General features: G+C 40.4%; 14 protein-coding genes. 10 read left to right on the top strand and 4 right to left on the bottom strand.

What is annotated here, in order from left to right; genetic code table 11:
- The first annotated feature begins 200 nt into the window (after positions 1-200).
- The 4 genes from MMP72_RS06830 (at position 201) to MMP72_RS06845 (ending at position 6,570) form a co-directional block, all read left to right on the top strand.
- Complete coding sequence (locus tag MMP72_RS06830) at positions 201-2,279, top strand: hypothetical protein (protein ID WP_241315767.1); 2,079 nt, start codon at positions 201-203, stop codon at positions 2,277-2,279.
- A 14-nt stretch (positions 2,280-2,293) separates the two neighbouring features.
- Positions 2,294-3,001 carry a hypothetical protein gene (locus tag MMP72_RS06835; RefSeq protein WP_241315768.1) on the top strand — a complete coding sequence of 236 codons (708 nt, stop codon included), beginning with the start codon at positions 2,294-2,296 and terminating at the stop codon, positions 2,999-3,001.
- A gap of 29 nt (positions 3,002-3,030) precedes the next feature.
- Positions 3,031-5,493 (top strand): DUF6160 family protein, encoded by a 2,463-nt coding sequence (locus MMP72_RS06840; RefSeq protein ID WP_241315769.1) that lies wholly within the window; start codon positions 3,031-3,033, stop codon positions 5,491-5,493.
- A 90-nt stretch (positions 5,494-5,583) separates the two neighbouring features.
- On the top strand, positions 5,584-6,570 hold the full coding sequence (locus MMP72_RS06845) for a DUF6160 family protein (protein WP_241315770.1): 987 nt from the start codon (positions 5,584-5,586) through the stop codon (positions 6,568-6,570).
- Between the two features lie 70 nt (positions 6,571-6,640).
- On the opposite strand, the gene MMP72_RS06850 is transcribed toward MMP72_RS06845, so the two are convergent.
- The gene (locus tag MMP72_RS06850) at positions 6,641-7,573 is read right to left on the bottom strand and encodes a tRNA-dihydrouridine synthase (protein ID WP_241315772.1); all 933 of its coding nucleotides are present in this window, start codon (positions 7,571-7,573) and stop codon (positions 6,641-6,643) included.
- A 79-nt stretch (positions 7,574-7,652) separates the two neighbouring features.
- Positions 7,653-8,462, bottom strand: a complete 810-nt coding sequence (ccsA, locus tag MMP72_RS06855) for a cytochrome c biogenesis protein CcsA (RefSeq protein WP_241315774.1) — start codon at positions 8,460-8,462, stop codon at positions 7,653-7,655.
- A gap of 146 nt (positions 8,463-8,608) precedes the next feature.
- Here ccsA and ffh point away from each other — a divergent pair, with 146 nt between their 5' ends.
- The gene (ffh, locus tag MMP72_RS06860) at positions 8,609-10,018 is read left to right on the top strand and encodes a signal recognition particle protein (RefSeq protein WP_241315777.1); all 1,410 of its coding nucleotides are present in this window, start codon (positions 8,609-8,611) and stop codon (positions 10,016-10,018) included.
- A 162-nt stretch (positions 10,019-10,180) separates the two neighbouring features.
- Positions 10,181-10,768, top strand: a complete 588-nt coding sequence (locus MMP72_RS06865) for an alpha/beta hydrolase (protein ID WP_241315779.1) — start codon at positions 10,181-10,183, stop codon at positions 10,766-10,768.
- Here MMP72_RS06865 and MMP72_RS06870 read toward each other — a convergent pair.
- The gene (locus MMP72_RS06870) at positions 10,738-11,481 is read right to left on the bottom strand and encodes a pantothenate kinase (protein ID WP_241315781.1); all 744 of its coding nucleotides are present in this window, start codon (positions 11,479-11,481) and stop codon (positions 10,738-10,740) included. The two genes, MMP72_RS06865 and MMP72_RS06870, sit on opposite strands and share 31 nt — an antisense overlap.
- Positions 11,482-11,496: 15 nt before the next feature.
- The gene (locus tag MMP72_RS06875; protein ID WP_241315783.1) at positions 11,497-12,249 is read right to left on the bottom strand and encodes a biotin--[acetyl-CoA-carboxylase] ligase; all 753 of its coding nucleotides are present in this window, start codon (positions 12,247-12,249) and stop codon (positions 11,497-11,499) included.
- Positions 12,250-12,278: 29 nt separating this feature from the next.
- Here MMP72_RS06875 and MMP72_RS06880 point away from each other — a divergent pair, with 29 nt between their 5' ends.
- From MMP72_RS06880 to MMP72_RS06895, 4 genes are all read left to right on the top strand, one after another.
- Complete coding sequence (locus MMP72_RS06880) at positions 12,279-13,079, top strand: sulfite exporter TauE/SafE family protein (protein ID WP_241315785.1); 801 nt, start codon at positions 12,279-12,281, stop codon at positions 13,077-13,079.
- A 409-nt stretch (positions 13,080-13,488) separates the two neighbouring features.
- Positions 13,489-14,184: a GntR family transcriptional regulator gene (locus tag MMP72_RS06885; protein WP_004669914.1), complete on the top strand. Its 696-nt coding sequence runs from the start codon at positions 13,489-13,491 to the stop codon at positions 14,182-14,184.
- Between the two features lie 21 nt (positions 14,185-14,205).
- Positions 14,206-17,655: a chromosome segregation protein SMC gene (gene smc / locus MMP72_RS06890; protein WP_241315787.1), complete on the top strand. Its 3,450-nt coding sequence runs from the start codon at positions 14,206-14,208 to the stop codon at positions 17,653-17,655.
- A gap of 1 nt (position 17,656) precedes the next feature.
- Entirely contained in the window at positions 17,657-18,658 is a 1,002-nt protein-coding gene (locus MMP72_RS06895) for a cell division protein ZipA C-terminal FtsZ-binding domain-containing protein (protein WP_241315788.1), read from the top strand.
- Positions 18,659-18,714: the final 56 nt, after the last annotated feature.

Raw genomic sequence — 18,714 nt, forward strand, 5'->3', positions numbered from 1 at the left:
CGGAAAAATGTAACATTTGACCAGTTTATTTTGCATTTGTGTAATTATTCGGCATAATAAATCCTGAGATTAGATCGGTATGATTCGTCTATTCTATATTTTGAGTGATGCTAGGAAGCAGGTTTTTGAACAAATCACTCATAGGGATGAAAGAAAAAATATAACGTAGGTGCGGAGCATCGTGTAACAGGAAGGTCAAGATGGCTATACTCCATATGGATTCATTTCAAAAGACTGTTTTAGCGAGTTTAATTGGATTGTGTGTCAGCCAATCAGCTTTTGCATTACAGGAAATCTCTGATGAGGGGTTAAGTCAAGCCATCGGTGAGGGGATAGCATTGCTCCCTGAAAATACGTATATGATCTTCCAGGGGGAAAAAGCAACAACCACGCAAGCAGATTTACTTAATAGACAACTAGACACAGGTTATATCAACTACCTTCCAATCGGACCTTTGTCACTTACAGCAGCAGATACAAATAATAATGGCAGTATTGATTCAGGCGATCGTGCTGTTGGTAAGGCTGACTTGTTTTTATACGGATTAGCGGTTACAGCTTCCAATTCAAATCGTGCAAATAACCATAATGAGCGTGTCGGTTTAAATGATGATGGAAATGCAATTAATGCAATTCGGAGTTGGGGTACTGCAAGTAATCCATGGATTTTAAAAGTTCAGACTGAACCTAATGTCCCTACATTTACACCAGATGGTGGTACTCCAAATACAGATACAGGCGAAATAACTTACCTTGCTTTGGAAGCCCCTCTTTATGAGGTGGGTACACTGGATATCGCTGGGAGTGATGCTTATAACTTAAAGTTGGGGTTATGGGCGGATGCGTTTGTACGAAATCCAAATAAAGTGGATGGTGCAGCAGATCAATTCCATTATGGAAATAATGTTGGTTTAATTGGTACAAGTGTTGATGCAAGTCGTGCTAATCGCCTGCGGTTACAGGGAGTATGGAATGGATTTAGTTTAAATGGTAGTCATTTAAAAATATTTCAGACTCTAGATGGTGCAGGAACGACAGGTGGACTCAGCCCATTTTATAACAATACACTGGGTCTGTCTGGTGTATTCCGTTTTAATAGCGGTGATGGTGCTGATTTAAAAGCTGGCATGACCATGAATACACCAACCTCAACAAGAACCGATACGTTGCCTGGGCTTGTAGGCAGTGAGACGTGTACAGCCTGTGGTTCAGGATCAAATATTTGGACACCTCGATATAGCCCAGCCCAAACTAGTAATCCGGGTGGGACTGGTGTAGTACAGTATCGTATTCGTAGCCAGACAACGAAAATAACGGCAACAGGTCAATGGACGGCACCAACAGGTCTAAATGATCGTGTACTTCGCTTAAGTACAAGAGAAACATCTGATACGAATAATTTAACAACACCAGCCATTCATGGTGGAAATGCGCCAAATTTTGACAATAATGAAGGGATTTTTATTTATAACTTAAATACCAATCTAGTGCTGGGTAATTTATACCAACCTGTGATTTTAGGTTCGGATGGTAAAAACTTTAGCTTGGAAGTTGCACGTATTCCTAACAAAGAAAGTATTTATAAAGAAATATATACAGATTACACAGGCTTAGATCCAAGTTATAAAGGATCAACCTGTAATATATATCAATGCGGTAATAATGTAACTTTAGGTGGAAAAACCTATCAAGGTTCAAATGCAACGCACAGTAGTATTAGTATAGGCACTGTATATAGTGATGATGGCGGCAAAACGCTTCAGGCATTTAAAGGGAATAGTACACAGGATGCAGTTGGGGTTTCTTTTGGTTCTTTAAGCAGTGGGGCTGTATCAAAAGACCATTATTTCTATCAATTACAGAATCAACAACGTACAAGTGTGAGCTGTACAGGTCTTTTCTGTAGTGGTTATCGTTGGCAATATCGTACCAGTGGTGGTTCAACTACTGGAAGTAATGGAGATTATGGTCTACGGTTTGATTCGACCAGTGGTGTGAATTGGGTCAATATTGATAATACTGCGCTTTATAATCCTACAATTAATAACACTGGTTATACTCGTCAAGATAACGGAAATGCAAATTTAAAATTCGTTGTACCGAGTACAGGTGCATTACCTGGTGCGCGTTATGAAGATGGGCGATGGTATACGACGACACCAAACGCAGATATCAACACATATAGACTAAATACTTCTTCACCAACCAATAATATGGGATCAGCTGTGATTGATGGTGTATTGATTCAACATCTTAAAATCACCACCACTGGACTATAAAAGGAGTATAAGAAATGAAAAAATTAATTACTTTACTCCTACTATGTGGTGCTAGTGTTGCACATTCAGGGTTACAAGCATTAGATAATCATGAATTACAGGCAGTTGAAGGGCAGGCGGGTGCAGATTTATCTCTTCAACTTTCGTTAAATCATAGATTGGAAAATGGTAAATATGTTTTTGATGAAAGTGCTTGTATTAATCTTGCGTATTGTCGTTTAGCTATTTCTGTGAATAGGCGATTTGTAGATGCAAATAATAATCCTATTAGTAACCCGACCATTGATAATCCTGCACATAGATTATGGCTAGTCTTTAAAGGTATACAGGGAACGATTGATATCCAAAAACTTGGCTTGGATGGTGTGGATCTCGTATATAGCGATACGATTAAACCTGCAATTCAATTAAGTTATGAGGCGACGTCACCGATCCTCATCCGTAACTTTGGCTTTAATGCTTTGTCTATCGAACAGGATGACTTTACCAGTTATATTGATGACGCGACGGGAAAAGTCGTAGAGGGTACAGACCCTAATGCCGCACCTACCAGTGGCTATGGTTATTTAAAAAACTCAACTTATAGTTCAGCCAATGCACCAAACTCAGTTTATGATCATGGTAAAGAAACCGGCTTTATGGGATTACGCATGAACGGTAACTTAGCTTTGCAAGGAACGGTTAAAGTCTTTGGTTGTGACGGTAGCCATCCACGTTGCTAATTGAGTGTAGATTTCAAAGGATTGAAGTGATGAAAAAAAATAATCAAAATCACAACGTAGCATATTTTGCGCTGAATACACTTGCAGCAAGCCTATTGATGATAAGTCATTCGGTTTATGCCATGCAAAGTCTAGACGATAGTGCATTGCGACAAGTCAACGGTCAAGATGGTATTTCAATCAATACGAGTTTTGATGAAGTTAATGTCAAACAGTTGTATTGGGAGGATGATGCTGGACGAGGAAGTGCAAGTGCAACCAATAATAATTTGAGAGCAGTTGCTGAGGATTTTAAAATCACTCAAAGTAATTCCAGTTCACTGACACCAGGCACCAGTTATAAGATTAATGGTGGCAGTCATGCTGATGGTAAAGTTGGTTTAGACTTAAGTATTGCAACCAATCCATCCTTAATTACGATTGATAAATTTAAAATTTGTGATACAGAAGCTAGTCAGACTTGTAGTGATCCAATTGGGAATATGGCAATACAAACCAGTTCAGTGATTAATATTGATTTTAATACACGGGATGGTTTGTTCAGTAAAACAGGACAATCTACTCTTAAACTAGGCATTAATAATGCCAATATTTATTTGGGACAAACTGACATAAATAACGAATTAAATCAGTTAATCTTAAAAAACTTTAACTTTAACTTCTTTGGTAAAGGCGTCATGTTTGTTGATGCCGTTGAAGGATTTAAATTACAAACCAATGCTGATGGCGTTGCTAAAGCTGGGATGACAACCACATCAAGTCCAACTCATGGCTATGTTGATTTTATCCGCGCACCAGATGCAGCTGGAAGTAGTCTTATTGCGGGTAGTTATACCGACCTCACTAATGCAGGTTTAAATCTTGAGTTCATGCTCAATAAAGATGTAAGTAAAACAGATCCATATGCCATTAATCAATTGACAAAAAGTCCGCAAGGCGCAGATGGGTTGATTCGTGTGGGTGCAAGTGGTCGTATGGTCAATGGTTATTTACAGCTACGTGGGATCAGTAGTGAGGGGAAAAACAACCCAGTATATGGTACTAATTATGGTCATCCAGATGGTACCAACATTCTAGGTCAGGCGAAAAGTGGCAGTAATGTCATTGGGAATACTGGTATTGGGTTCAGAATGGGGGCGGACTTTACTATCGATAATGATTCAATGTTAGGTAGTGATGGAAAAGCAACAACTCTGGAAATAGGTGGTGCTGGACTAAATACCTATGGTTTTGAGTTTGGTAATTTAACAGGCTTGCAACAAGGAACTCGTGGTTCTTTTAATAGTGGTGATGTTTATATTAACCTTGCTGATACCAAGTCAGTTTATTTACCAGCAAACTATGCTTTTCAAACCAGTCGGTTTGGAGATAACAGTACACTGACGACAGATATAGACTACATTCAAAATATTCATACTGGAACAGCAAGCACAAACCCATATAGTTTGCTTGTTGCTGTTCGTGGTGCTGAGTTCCAAGCATTGTCAAAACGTGGGCGTTTTACCAACAGTGCAAGAACTGATGATACTTTTGGTCAAAGTGTCCCGAATATTGCTGAACATAATAATAATCAATGGGGGCTTGCTTTGCCGTTTTATGGTTTAAATGCAAATATGGCAATGTTTGGTACTACTGTTGATGCGAGTAAAGTCTATTATTATCGGGTGGGTGATACTCAAGGAACTGCCGTAGGCTCAGGGCAGACCCCTCGCTTAGGTTTTTCTCTTGCGATGAATACTTATGGTATAGATCGGGATGTAGGAAATAATAATACTAAGTTGGGCAACAAAACGACCTCTATTTTAGTGATTGATGGCGCAACTGATTATTACATGGGGCTGCGTAACATTGATATGCTTATGAAAGGGACAGGTAGTATTGGTGTTGAACAAGGCAGTATGAATGTTAGTTTAGAAGATATGCTGATCGTGATGGCGGCAGAGGTCGCGGCTGGTTATCTGCCGGGAGCAACTTATAAAAGTTGTGTGACCAGCCCAATTTCAGCATGTAGCAATGGAAGTTCTGCTCCTAATAATAGTTTTGCAAATGAGAATGATGTTCTATTTGGCTTGAAATTACGGTTAGGTGGTAATATGAATCTATCGCTTATCCCAAATAGTGAATATAAGGCAGATGGAACGGGCAATCGTCTCAATGTTGTGGGGGATTTCCAGTTAACAGGCGATAAAAACACAATACAAATTAGTGACCCAATCGATAAGTCAACCATTGGTTTAGACAATATCACTGGGAAATTGGCTTTTGATAATGCAATTGTGATTGAACCTAAAGGTGGTCAAAATGGTGCAGAAGGTGTGGTTAGTTTTAATACAGCTCTTACCTTTAACCCACAACATGCAACTGAGGGTGTATTGAGAATTCGTGATATTAATTTGTATCCACCTGAAACAGGACAGGGTGCACGTTTAGGGGAAATGGCAATTACAGGTGGTCGTTTGAATAGCCAATTTAGTATCATGCCACGTAACTAACTTAACCCATCTGAAAAATGATTGAGAGATGAAAAAAGTGTGTTATCTTGGTGTGTATATATTTTAAACACTTGTCTACGGATTAGGGCAATGAATAAGAAACTAGGATATGTATCGTTGTTGCTATTAAGCCCATTTACAATGGCGATGCAACCAATGGATGATCAAAGCTTGTCATTAGCAACAGGGCAAGATGGTTTAAGTATTGGTATAAATACTGATCTTGAGTTTAAGCATATCGCCATAATTGATCAGGATGGTTTATCTTATACCGATCCAGATGCTTATACAAATAAAGCAGGTTTGGTCATTGCAGGTGTTGCAGGACAGGCAACTGCTCAGAATGTGAAAATATCTGGTTTATCAGGTGGTTCAGCTACCCAATTGGGGTTGAAAGCTGTGATTGATACTGATCGTGGTATAGGCACAAATGGTGCATTTGCAAATATTGCTTTATCTTTCGATGGTGTAGATGGTATTCGTATTTCACCTTTTTCGATTTATGCTGCGCCGAGTACAACACTGTCGACTTTAGTTGGAAATGTTTACACAGCAAATTCAATTTTTGATTCAGGTAATATACTGAAAACGAATGTTAAAGAAATTTTACGATCAAATAGTAATATCGATATCGCTTTTGATACGAACAATAAGCCAAACATGAATATTCAATTAGGCGCTGTACCACAAGATAAAATGGTTTTGTTTGGTGGAGCGATTAATTCTATTTGTGGCACAGGAACAGGTTGTAATATGCTACTTGTATCCGATTATACAACTTCTGGCGATTCGACAACTGCTCCAGTGGGTGCTAGTTTTGACTTTCAGTTGACAGGTCATGATGGTAATGCTTTTGCATTAAATGGCTTTTATGCAGGCATTGAAAACACTGGTTTGATTTTTGGTAATACAGGTGAAAGTAGCAAATTTGACCTGAAGCTAAATAATGTGACTCTAGGAACAGCTGGTCAAAGTGCAACAGGTACATTCAATACTTTACCAAATGCATCTATTGGTAATATTGGCATGACAGGCGCGTCAGTAACCAATTTGAGAGTCAATGTCGGTGGTATGTAATATTGTCTGTACGAAGTAAAGTTTTTAGAGAGCGGCATTAGCCGCTTTTTTTTGCCCTAAATCAGGTTTTTTAGTCAACATGATTTAAACATACCAAAATCTGCTCGAGTTGTTTCAATCGTTTAACTTGATCCCATAATTGTTGTGCTTCAGGATAGGCCTTGGTCATCATACCTAACCATTGCTTATAGCGCCCGATCATGCCGATTTCAGTTTTATATTGACCACTTAAAAAGCGTTGCTGTAGTTCAACCAAATCCTGCCAACTCATTAATGCATAATCAATATTTTGACGAATACATAAGGTGATATCTGGCGTGGTGACTGCACCACGACCAATCATTAAATCTTGGCAGTGTGATTGCTGTAAGCATGCTTTGGCATCAGCATTGCTCCAAATCTCACCATTGGCAATCACATTGATTTTTAAGGCTTTAGTAATTGGCTGGATTTTTTCCCAATAAGCAGGTGGAGTATAACCATCTGCTTTGGTGCGGGCATGAACCGTCAGCCAGTTTGCACCTGCATCTTCGATTGCATGGGCATTCTCAAGGGTGTGATTCTCGTCTAGATAACCTAAACGCATTTTCGCAGAGACTGGAATATGTGCAGGTACTGCATTACGAACGGCTTTAACCAAAAGGTGAACTGTTTCAGGTTCATCGAGTAGCACCGAACCACCACGATGACGGTTCACCGTTTTTGCAGGGCAACCAAAATTTAAATCAATTGCAGGTGCACCGAGTTCAACCACTTTCGCTGCATTTGCTGCGAGCATGTCAGGATTGTTACCAAGAAATTGAACATGTACAGGTGTGCCAGCGGCAGTTTTGCCATCATTTTTGAGTTCAGGACAGAAATTATAATAAATATGATCAGGCAGGACCGTGTCAGTAATACGAATAAACTCAGTGACACACCAATCAAAACTGCCGACATGAGTGAGGACATCACGCATGATTGGATCAGTTAGACCTTCCATTGGGGCGAGCACAAGTTTCACGATGGTTACCTAGTTAAGCGAAAACAGCGTTATACGCATTTTCAGATTGGCTGTCTAGTTTTATTAGAATTGTAAAAACTTAACTCCCCAAAAGCATTTCTAAGACAAACTTACTACCAATAAAGCCAATGGCTAACAAAATAAAAGCAGTCACAGTAAAACGAATGGCTTTACGTCCACGCCAACCAAATTTGTAACGGCCAATCAGTAGTGCGCCGTATAAAAACCAAGAGATGATACTAAATGCCGTTTTATGTGCAAGGTGTTGGGCAAAGAAACTATCAATGGTGAAAAAACCAAACAGTAGCGCAGCCGTTAATAAACCAAAGCCCGTAATAATGAGGTCAAATAGCAAAGATTCCATGATTTGGAAGGGCGGTAGTAAGTTGACCCAAATTCGCTTTTTCTGTTTCTTTTTGAGTTCTCTGTCTTGGAACCAAAGTAATACGGCTTGAATGGTCGCCATTAATAGCACGGCATAGGCCGATAAGGACAGAATAATATGCAGATCTAAACCAAAGCTATGCAATTCAATGAATTGATTTGGTTGGCTATAGGCATAACCTAAAATTAAACCAATCGCTGCGACAGGCGTACCAATGAGGTTTAATGGCAAAATCGGGCGGATTAAACTTAGGATCAAGCTCAGTGCTAACATCAGTCCCGAAGTAAAAGAGATAAGGTTAAATACATCATAGTTGATGCCCATTGGTGTCATCATGTCTTGATGGAGGACCGCACCGTGTAGCAGTACCCCCAAACCAACCATCAGACCATAACACCAAAGATTTGGCGTACGTTTTGACATCAGACGAATAAACAAATACCAAAACGAACTGGTATAAGCAATAAGTGCCAAAATTGTGTAAACCAAGGGGAGACTAATCATGTCAAACCTTTTTTAGGAGGATGAATAATATTCACCATTAAGATATAAATTCGCTTCGAACTACAGTATCCTATAGCATCTTATGCATAAATTTTCTATTTTAAGAAAGATTTTTTTGCAACTAGCCATTTTAAGCGGATTTCGCAATGTTTGATACCTTAACAGAACGACTCACACAGAGTTTAAGAAATGTTACTGGCTCAGGGCAGCTGACCGAAGACAATATTAAAGATACCTTACGTGAAGTACGTATGGCACTTCTTGAAGCCGATGTGGCGTTACCTGTAACACGTGAATTTATCGCGAAGGTAAAGGAAGAAGCGCTCGGTCAAGAAGTCATGACACAGCTTTCTCCTGGTCAGGCATTTGTAAAAATTGTCTATGATGAACTCACCAAGATGATGGGTGAGGAAAATGCAACATTAGATTTAAGCGCAAAACCACCTGTAGTGGTGTTGCTTGCTGGTTTGCAAGGTGCTGGTAAAACCACCACTGCTGCAAAATTAGCGCGCTTCTTAAAAGAACGTCAAAAGAAAAAAGTAATGACGGTTTCTGCCGATGTGTATCGTCCAGCGGCTATTAAGCAATTAGAAACTGTATCCAATGAAGTTGGAGTTGGTTTTATTCCGTCACATGCGTCGGAAAAACCAATTGATATTGTCAATCGTGCGATTGAACAAGCCAAAATTCAATTTGCTGATGTACTGATTGTTGATACCGCAGGTCGTCTCCATGTCGATGAAGACATGATGGACGAGATTAAAGAACTGCATGCGGCAGTGAAACCAACTGAAACCTTATTCGTTGTTGATGCAATGACAGGTCAGGATGCTGCTAATACGGCAAAAGCATTTAATGACGCTTTGGCATTGACTGGTGTGATTCTTACCAAGACTGATGGTGATGCGCGTGGTGGTGCGGCACTTTCTGTCCGTGCGATCACAGGTAAGCCAATCAAGTTCTTAGGTATCGGTGAAAAGCTCGATGCACTTGAGCCATTCCATCCTGATCGTGTTGCACAACGTATCTTGGGGATGGGAGATGTCCTTTCTTTGGTCGAAGAAGTTGAACGCAAAATCGACAAAGAAAAAGCCGAAAAAATGGCGAAAAAATTGCAAAAAGGCGGAACCTTCAATTTTGAAGATATGCTGATGCAGTTTGAACAAATGAGCAAAATGGGCGGCATGATGGGCTTCTTGGACAAGTTGCCTGGCATGAGTAATTCTGGCATTCAAGACGCGATTGAGAAAGCGAATCCAGAAAAGCAAGTCAAGCGCATGGAAGCCATCATTCAGTCGATGACTATTAAAGAACGCCGCAATCCTGATTTGATGAATCCGAGTCGTAAGAAGCGTATCGCTGCTGGTTGTGGGATGGATGTGGCAGAAGTCAATAAGTTGATCAAGCAACAAGCTCAAATGGCAAAAATGATGAAGAAATTTGCCAATCCATCGGGTATGAGCAAAATGCTGAAATCGTTTGGCAATATGCAAAAACAATTTGGTGGTGGTGGCGGTATGGGACCTTTATTTGGAAATAATGATTCCAAGAAATAACCGATCTATATCGAAAAGGAAAGGCGCAATCAGCGCCTTTTTTTATTGAGTTTGAATGATAGTCCGCTGTATAAAATTGATACAAAATATCAATATCTAATCAATAATTAAAAGAAGAGAATTGTCGTTAAATCTATGTTTTATATTGAAATAGTGTGAATTATGTCGCATAAATCAAGTAGTACAGTGTATATAGCACATTGTGAAAGTGCAGATCCTGACCAGCATTGGTATTTATGGTTGGAACAACAACTTAAGCATGAGGGTGTGGCTGTTGAGCGTATCTTTTTGGCAGATGCAAGCCACCCAGATACCGAAATTTGGCACACATGTTTAGAGGCGCAGTTAAAAAAATTGAATGAGCACAGTATCATGGTTGCTCATGGACTTTCATGTGTGGCTGTTGTTCGGTTTCTCGCAGCTAAGCTCCAACAAAAAACCATAAAAGCAGGGGTGTTTATTGCCGCCTTTAATGAGCCATTACCTCAGCAGCCAGCATTAGATTCATTTATTTGTCATTCCTCTTTTGAAAGTGGAATATTGAGGCAACATATACAGCGTCGTGTGGTGTTGTTTTCGAGTAATGATCCAATTGTGCCTGTTCCGTTAAGTTTTAAATTCTCACATTTGTTAAATGCCCAACTGATTGAGGTGACTCAAGCTGGACATTTTCGTGCAGAAGATGGCTATACCGAGTTTCCACAATTATTACAGGTGCTTCAAACTTTAGTGAAGGCTGAATTGAGTTGAACATAGCTCTTCAATCCTTTTAGTAATAAATCAGACTCAACTTGCGGTTGATAGTGACTCAGGAACTTGGCAAATAGATGTGCATCGCCGCCTGTTAAGATTAGATTCTTTGGCGACTGCTGCATGATTTGATCAATGCTACTGATGAGACCTAGTAAGATTCCATGATGAACGGCATCAACGGTGTTGTGACCCGGTTTTAAATTATCAAAGGCAGAGTCTGGAATTTTAATGCCTTTGGTGTTCTGGATGAGTGCATCTCGTTGAAGATATAAATTTGGCAGAATATAACCACCTAAATGCTGTAAACCTTGTACTAGGTCAATCGTGAGTGCAGTGCCACAACCGATTACACAAAAACTTTCATTCGGTTGTGCCACAGCCAAAACTTGTAACCAACGGTCAATCCCGAGTTGACTAGGGTCATCATAACCACATTTTAACCCTGCATAATCAGCATGAACTTTTGCAAAAATAATCGGGATATTCAAAATGTCGAGAATGATTTGGATGCGCTGATTATTTTCAGTATCCAACACGGACGAAATACCTACTCGACTCAAGTTTTGATAACGGAAGTGTTGAATTAAACCTAATAATAAATCAGCAGGAGACTGTAGATGCAACTCGGCAGCGTGTTCAATCACCTGATCTCGTTCAGTGATCCAATATTTTAAGCGTGTGTTACCAATATCGAGCCATAAGCTTTTCATAGGACGATGATTTCCTCAAACTGAAGCAAGTCGTAAACGACCTTGATAGAAGTGCTGGAGTTGGGTACTTTGGATCATGACAGCACCATCATTTGAAATCCCTTGAAAGATGCCCTGAACTTTGCCTTGAGCATGTTCAAACTCAACGGGTTGATTTAACCAAATCGCATGGTGATTAAAGCGGTCTGCCAAGTTATAACAACCGTGTTCAAACCATCGTGAGGCTTGTTGAATGGCAGTGTAAAGTTCAGCAATGAAGGCCAATCGGTCAACCTGATCTAAGCCTAACATGTGTAAAGAGCTAATCGGTTGATCTGCATCAGTGACAGGTGGCGTATTTAAATTGATGCCGACCCCAACAATGGCTTGATTGGCTGAGAGCGGCTCAACCAGAATCCCGCCCCATTTACCGTGTAGGCTGTATAAATCATTTGGCCATTTGACTTGCAAGCTTAAATCTTGCAGGCTTGGCATCTGTAAAATATTGAGTGCAACTTCAAGTGCAAGACGCCCATCTAAAGCTGTTTTGCTTTGAATCAGTGTGCTTAAATAAATGTTCCCTTCAGGAGATGACCATTGTCGCTGGTGCTGACCACGACCTTGCGTCTGTTGTGCACTGCACACCAAGCCTGTTGTAATGCCTTTTTGTGCAATTTCACGCATATCATCATTGGTCGATGTCGTGGTCGTTTTGAGTAAGACCACTTCAGGATATTGACTTTTTGCATTCAATAATTGCTGTAGCTGGCGAGTTGCGAAATCATCCATCGTTTTAAAAGTAGAGTGGTCATGTGTTTATGGAGTTAATCATATATTTGTTGATTGGTGCAATCGCAGGATTTACAGCGGGCCTATTCGGCGTGGGTGGTGGTTTAATTATTGTACCAATTTTATATATTGTCTTTACTCAAATGAATTATGACCCGAATGTCATTATGCATATTGCTGTCGGCACCTCGTTGGCAACCATCATTGTGACGTCAATCAGCTCGGTGATGGCACATCATAAGAAAGGGGCGGTACTATGGCCTGTGTTTCGGAATTTAGCGCCAGGGTTGATTCTAGGCTCATTTTTAGGGGCTGGAATAGCCGACCTTATGTCGGGACAACATCTACAGTTGGCGATTGGCATATTCGCAGTTTGGATGGCGTATAAAATGTTTAGAGGCGCAAATGCTGTTGTAGATCCAAGTCGCCATTTACCAGCAGCACCGTTGCAGTTTGCTGCGGGCGGAGGCATTGGGGTTGCCTCTGCGATTTTTGGGATTGGTGGGGGGAGCTTAACCGTCCCATTTTTAAACAGATATGGCGTGGTCATGCAAAAAGCGGTTGCCACATCAGCGGCTTGTGGCTTGCCAATCGCTGTTGCAGGGGCGATTGGCTTTATGTGGTTTGGCGCCAAAGAGCAAATCAATGTGCCGAATACCATTGGCTACGTGCATATTTATGCTTTTCTCGGCATTAGTATTATGAGCTTTATCACAGCAAAATTTGGTGCCAAGGTGGCACATCTGTTATCTCCTGCAATGTTGAAGAAATGCTTTGCAGCTTTGTTGGTCGTGGTCGGTTGTTATTTTATTTATAAAGGGCTGATCTAAGCTGTTGAGTTGAACTTTAAATAGACTTCCATCGTGGCAAGAGTGTCTCGATGGAGGTGTATAGGTGATCAATTTTGCTGATTACTTGATCTCAACCAAGCTTTTAAAAAGTGATTATATTCGTTAAATATTTATTTAATGTGATTTTAATCAATAAAAAAATTGATCAGATTTTATCTTTCAGATGTGTGGTCAAGCGTTACAGAAAAAGATAAATATTTGATATTAAAAATAGAAAACCTTGGGTTTTTATTGAAATTTAGAGTTTTCCCCTCATTTTTAGGATGGTTGGCTTAAAAAGCAATAAAATTGTCCGACAATGATATAGAATTTATGGGGGCAGATCAGTTAAAACAAAAAAGCACAATCAGCATTGGAAAATGCGTATAACAAAGATAGCGAGGGGCTCATGAATCTCGAAGAGGCTGATAGTCTTTCTGAACAGATTGCAAAATATATTAGTGAACAAATTATTAGCGGTGAGCTGGTTGAAGGCGAACGCATTCAAGAATTACGTATCGCTAAAGAATTAGATGTGAGTCGTGGCTCTGTCCGTGAAGCATTGTTATTACTTGAGCGGACCTATTTAATTGAGATTTTCCCTCGGCGAGGGGCAATTGTGTCTGAAATGTCTGCTCAACAAGTCAAAGCATTATTTGATACCAATGTGATGGTCCTTGGGCATATCGTGCAACGCATCAGTGAAACTTGGCGTGTCAATGAAGCAGAACAGTTACAGGCGTTGTTGGATGAATTGGTCGAGTTTGTTCGTGCAGGGGATATTGAAAAATTTTATGATGCAATCTTCAAATATTTAGCAGAACAGCATGATATGGTGGCCAATCCTTATCTGATGCAATTTTATAAAGAACTGTTGCCATCTTTACGTCGTAGCTATTTTTTAACCCTAAATACCTCGCGTCGTGAGCTACAAGAATCATTTACCCTGTTTAAACTGGTGATTGATGCTATTTTGATCCGAAAGTCACAACAAGCTGCTTTATTTATGGAAGATTTTTGTCGACACTTGCGCAACCTTGTGTTGGAATCTCTGACACGTATGAAACAGATTGAATTGGCTTGGGCTAGACGCTCACGCCGCTAATTAGGGTTAAGAAACGGCAGTATGCGTTTAAGCAGTTTAAAACTTTCCGGCTTTAAATCTTTTGCCGATAGTACAACCTTACATTTTAAGGCGAACCGTACGGCAGTTGTTGGGCCAAACGGTTGTGGAAAATCAAATGTCATTGATGCGATTCGCTGGGTTATGGGCGAGTCTAGCGCACGCCAGTTGCGTGGTGGCAGCATGCAGGATGTCATCTTTACAGGAACATCTAAACGTAAACCTGTGGGTGTTGCCAGTGTAGAGCTTCGCTTTGATAATACTTACGGTAAATTAGGTGGCGCATATAATGCTTATAATGAACTCGCTGTACGCCGCCAAGTCACCCGTGAAGGTAAGTCTGAGTATTTCTTAAACGGCACGCGTTGTCGTCGTCGTGATATTACCGATATTTTTCTGGGCACAGGATTAGGACCGCGCTCTTACGCTGTGATTGAACAGGGCATGATTAATCGTCTGGTCGATGCCAAACCTGAAGAAATGCGCGTGTTTATCGAAGAAGCGGCAGGCGTTTCTCGCTATCAAGCACGTCGTCGTGAGACCTTACAACATTTAGAACATACCGAACAAAATCTGGCGCGTTTAGATGATATTGCGGCTGAACTTAAATCACAGTTACGCACATTAAAGCGACAGTCTGAAGCTGCGATTCAATACAAAACTTTAGAAACACAAATTCGTACTTTAAAAATAGAAATTCTATCTTTCCAAGCGGATCAAAGTCATAAGTTACAGCAAGAATATACCTTGCAAATGACTGAGCTAGGGGAAAGTTTTAAATTGGTTCGTTTTGAGTCGAGTAGCATTGAACATGACCTAGAGGCAACCAGTGCCTTATTCCAGCGTTTGATTCAACAGTCCTCTCCGTTACAACAAGAATGGCAACAAGCAGAGAAAAAGCTGGCTGAATTGAAAATGACACTGGAACAGAAACAGGGTTTATTTCAGCAGAATAGTAGTAGCCTCATTCAGCTTGAACAACAAAAAGCACAAAGCAAAGAGCGATTGCAGTTGTCTGAATTGCAGGTTGAAACGCTTACGACTCAGTTTGATGAGCAAAATGAAGCTTTAATTGCAATTGAGCAATACACTCAATCGTCAGAGCAAAATTTAAGTGATGTACAGGCACAGCACAAGCAAGCACAGCAGCAGTTTGAACAGTTAAAAAGCCAAGTCGATAAGCAACAACAGCAAAAGCTGCAAATGGCTGCCCAGATCGAGCAACTAAGCAAAAATGTATTGCGGATTGAACAGCAAAAGCAGACCTTACAAAACCAAACGAGTCAAATTCGTGCTCAAGTTCAGGATGATGAACAGGCACAATTAGAACAATTGCAGCAACAACTGCAACAAGAGATTGCTGAGCTAGAAACAGTCATTGAACAGCTACAGCAAAGCATGCAGACACAGCAAGAGCAACAACAGCTCAGTAAGACGGATGTACAAACATTAAAAACAGAGATTCAGGTTTTATTGGCTGAACAAAAGAACTTAAATCAATTGGTGGCAAAACAGAGTCCGAAGCAGAGCCTAGATACAATTCGATTGATGCAAAACTTGCGTTTAGCTGTTCAAGGTAAAGCACATGCATCTATCATCGAGAAGTTTTTAGCGAAATGGTTGCAGGCTCAACTCGTAGAGAATGAGCAGTCATTTCAAGAGGGTGTTGCTCGTCAACTAAAATCATCTCAGCAGCAAAATATTCAGATCCAGCATTTGACTTGTTTAAGCGAATGGATTGAATCACCGCAATCTTCGTTATGGTCAAATGTTGCAGTTGCCAATGATCTAAGCACGGCATTGGGTTATCAACATCACTTGATTCAAGGGCAGTCAATTTTAACTTTAGATGGTTATCATGTCGGGGCAGATTGGGTCATTGGTTTATTCTACGATGAAGATAGCCAAAGTGCGCAAGGGATGCTGAGTCATCAAGTCCGTTTAGAGGAAATTGAACAGCAACTGGCAGCGAAACAGCCGCAGTTACTTGATCTGGAAAATCAATTTTCACAACAACAGCAAGCTTTGCAACGGCAGCAACAAAGCCTACAGCAACAACAGCAAAGCTTGAAGCAAAAGCAAAAAGAGCTGCAACAGTTGGATGTACAAATCGCCAAGTTGCAAAGTACGGCACAGGCTTTTGTATTGCAGCAACAACAATTGGCAGATCAACTTAAACAGCTCGATGTGCAGCTTGAAGAAGATGCTATGCAGCGTGATGACTTGGAAATTGACCTGCACGCATTGGCGATGAAACTAGAGGCGGTATTACCCAACTATAAAACCTTGCAATTTCAGGTGGAAAATCTGAATGAACAGTTGGATGAACAGCAGCAGCATTTAACTCAACAACTGCAACAACGTGAACATTTACGTCGTCAAACGGCTCAAGCCAACCAGCAAATTGAGTTATTGGAAAAAGATATTTCATTCCTGAAAACGCAATATCGTCAAATCATTGAACAAATTGAACAAGCCAAGAAGTTTGTTGATCCAATTCAACTTGAGTTGCCAAATTTAGAGTCGCAATTTCAAGAACAGTTCCAACAAACTGAAAAATTGCAAAAAACTTGGAATGAATGGCAGCTAGAGCTGAATCAAGTGCAAGAGCAACAACAACAGCTCACGGAACAACGCTATTTGGCGCAACAAAAAGATGAGCAAGTACGTGAGCAACTCGAACAAAAACGTTTGGCTTGGCAGGCGGCTAAATCGGATCGTGAGCATTATCTAGAACAATTAAAAGAACTTGGTTCTGAACCAGTGTCAGATGTATTAATTGAAATCAAAGACCATCAGCAGCAACTAGAAAAAGCCCAGCAACAATTTGAAAAGATCGGTGCGGTCAATTTGGCGGCTTCACAGGAATATGAAGAGGTTTCTCAGCGCTTTGATGAACTGACTCATCAGATGCAAGATTTACAAAATACCGTGACTCAACTGAAAGATGCCATGAAAAGTATTGATCAGGAAACGCGTAAGTTGTTTATGACCACTTTTGATCAGGTCAATCAAGAGTTGCAATTGTTATTTCCAAAAGTTTTTAATGGTGGAGAGGCCACTTTAAGTCTTGAGGATGATTGGCAGTCAGGCGTGAAATTGATGGCGCGTCCACCAGGTAAACGTAATAGTTCATTGGCATTGCTCTCGGGTGGTGAAAAAGCGTTAACCGCATTGGCCTTGGTTTTCGCCATTTTTAGATTGAACCCTGCACCATTCTGTGTATTAGATGAAGTTGATGCACCGTTGGACGACGCAAACGTACAACGGTATTGTAATTTGGTAAAAGAGCTTTCTGAACAGGTGCAATTCATTTACATTACACATAATAAATTGGCAATGACAATGGCAACAGATTTGTTAGGAGTGACCATGCCTGAGCCAGGTACATCAAAATTAGTGACTGTTGATTTAGAACAGGCAAAAGAATACGGGTTAGTTGCGGAGTCTTAGTATGGAAATGAATACAATAATAGGCATTGTTATCGCCGTTGTGATTATGCTCGTTGGCTTAACCATGATTTTAAGAAAACCGAAACCAGTTGAGCCATCATTAGAAACTGATTTGCATATTAACCCTGAAAGTAATCAGCCTGTCATTCCGCGTCATGTTCGTGATCAATTGCAACATGATAGTGTGATCACTGAAACGGAACGTGTTGAACCGAGTTTAAAGGTTGAATCTATTGAGCTTGAGCCGCAACAAGTTGTTCCAGCGGTTGAAGAAAAAAACACTCTAGTTGCAGATGTATCAACGGCTGAAGCCGTGGTACAGGTTGATGTTGATCCTATCAGCGAATCCGCAACATCTGAGCAGCAACCAGAAAAAACTGTAGAAGTAGAACAAGTCGCAGCATCAGAAACCAACGCTGTAGAAAAGAATGCGGAAACGAAGCTTGAATCAGAACTAAGTTTAAATCCAGATATTGAGACTGTAGAAATCGCTGAGTTTGAAGGCGAAAGTAATATTTTGGATGTGCACTTGCATGAACAGCAACGTTATGATGATGAAAGCGCATTGGCAACGGCTGAACAGATTATTGCCCTTAATGTTTATCCAAACCCACGCCGTGCATTATCAGGTGATAAGGCATTAAAAGTATTGCTTAAATATGGTCTACGTTTTGGTGAGATGTCGTGCTTCCATCGCTATGAAAATACCGATGAGCCAAGTGCATTGATGTTCTCGGTATTACGTATTACGGATCATGGTCCCGCTGGTTTTGATTTGGAAACTTTATCGACTGAACAAGTGCAAGGTTTGGCATTTTTCTTGGCATTGCCAAATAGCAAAGCAGTGACAGGTTATGACATGATGACCAGTATTGCGGGTTTAATTGCACGTGAAATTGACGGCAAAGTCTATGATGAAAATAATCTGGAGTTTACGCCACAGTTAAAAGAACATTGGCGTCATCATGTGATTGATTATCGTCCAAATCAAGCAGCAACATGATTAATCTTTTATAATAAATTTAGTGAAATGTTTTATAGGGCGGTTCTTCCGCCCTC

This window comes from Acinetobacter sp. NIPH 2699, assembly GCF_022549355.1.
In the GTDB taxonomy this organism is placed as follows: domain Bacteria; phylum Pseudomonadota; class Gammaproteobacteria; order Pseudomonadales; family Moraxellaceae; genus Acinetobacter.

Excerpts from the sequence above, each read along its gene's own strand:
- ffh (WP_241315777.1), top strand. The coding sequence starts at position 8,609 with ATGTTTGATACCTTAACAGAACGACTCACACAGAGTTTAAGAAATGTT.
- MMP72_RS06880 (WP_241315785.1), top strand. The coding sequence starts at position 12,279 with ATGGAGTTAATCATATATTTGTTGATTGGTGCAATCGCAGGATTTACA.
- smc (WP_241315787.1), top strand. The coding sequence starts at position 14,206 with ATGCGTTTAAGCAGTTTAAAACTTTCCGGCTTTAAATCTTTTGCCGAT.
- MMP72_RS06835 (WP_241315768.1), top strand. The coding sequence starts at position 2,294 with ATGAAAAAATTAATTACTTTACTCCTACTATGTGGTGCTAGTGTTGCA.
- MMP72_RS06885 (WP_004669914.1), top strand. The coding sequence starts at position 13,489 with ATGAATCTCGAAGAGGCTGATAGTCTTTCTGAACAGATTGCAAAATAT.
- MMP72_RS06865 (WP_241315779.1), top strand. The coding sequence starts at position 10,181 with ATGTCGCATAAATCAAGTAGTACAGTGTATATAGCACATTGTGAAAGT.
- MMP72_RS06875 (WP_241315783.1), bottom strand. The coding sequence starts at position 12,249 with ATGGATGATTTCGCAACTCGCCAGCTACAGCAATTATTGAATGCAAAA.
- MMP72_RS06840 (WP_241315769.1), top strand. The coding sequence starts at position 3,031 with ATGAAAAAAAATAATCAAAATCACAACGTAGCATATTTTGCGCTGAAT.
- MMP72_RS06895 (WP_241315788.1), top strand. The coding sequence starts at position 17,657 with ATGGAAATGAATACAATAATAGGCATTGTTATCGCCGTTGTGATTATG.
- MMP72_RS06845 (WP_241315770.1), top strand. The coding sequence starts at position 5,584 with ATGAATAAGAAACTAGGATATGTATCGTTGTTGCTATTAAGCCCATTT.
- MMP72_RS06870 (WP_241315781.1), bottom strand. The coding sequence starts at position 11,481 with ATGAAAAGCTTATGGCTCGATATTGGTAACACACGCTTAAAATATTGG.
- MMP72_RS06830 (WP_241315767.1), top strand. The coding sequence starts at position 201 with ATGGCTATACTCCATATGGATTCATTTCAAAAGACTGTTTTAGCGAGT.
- ccsA (WP_241315774.1), bottom strand. The coding sequence starts at position 8,462 with ATGATTAGTCTCCCCTTGGTTTACACAATTTTGGCACTTATTGCTTAT.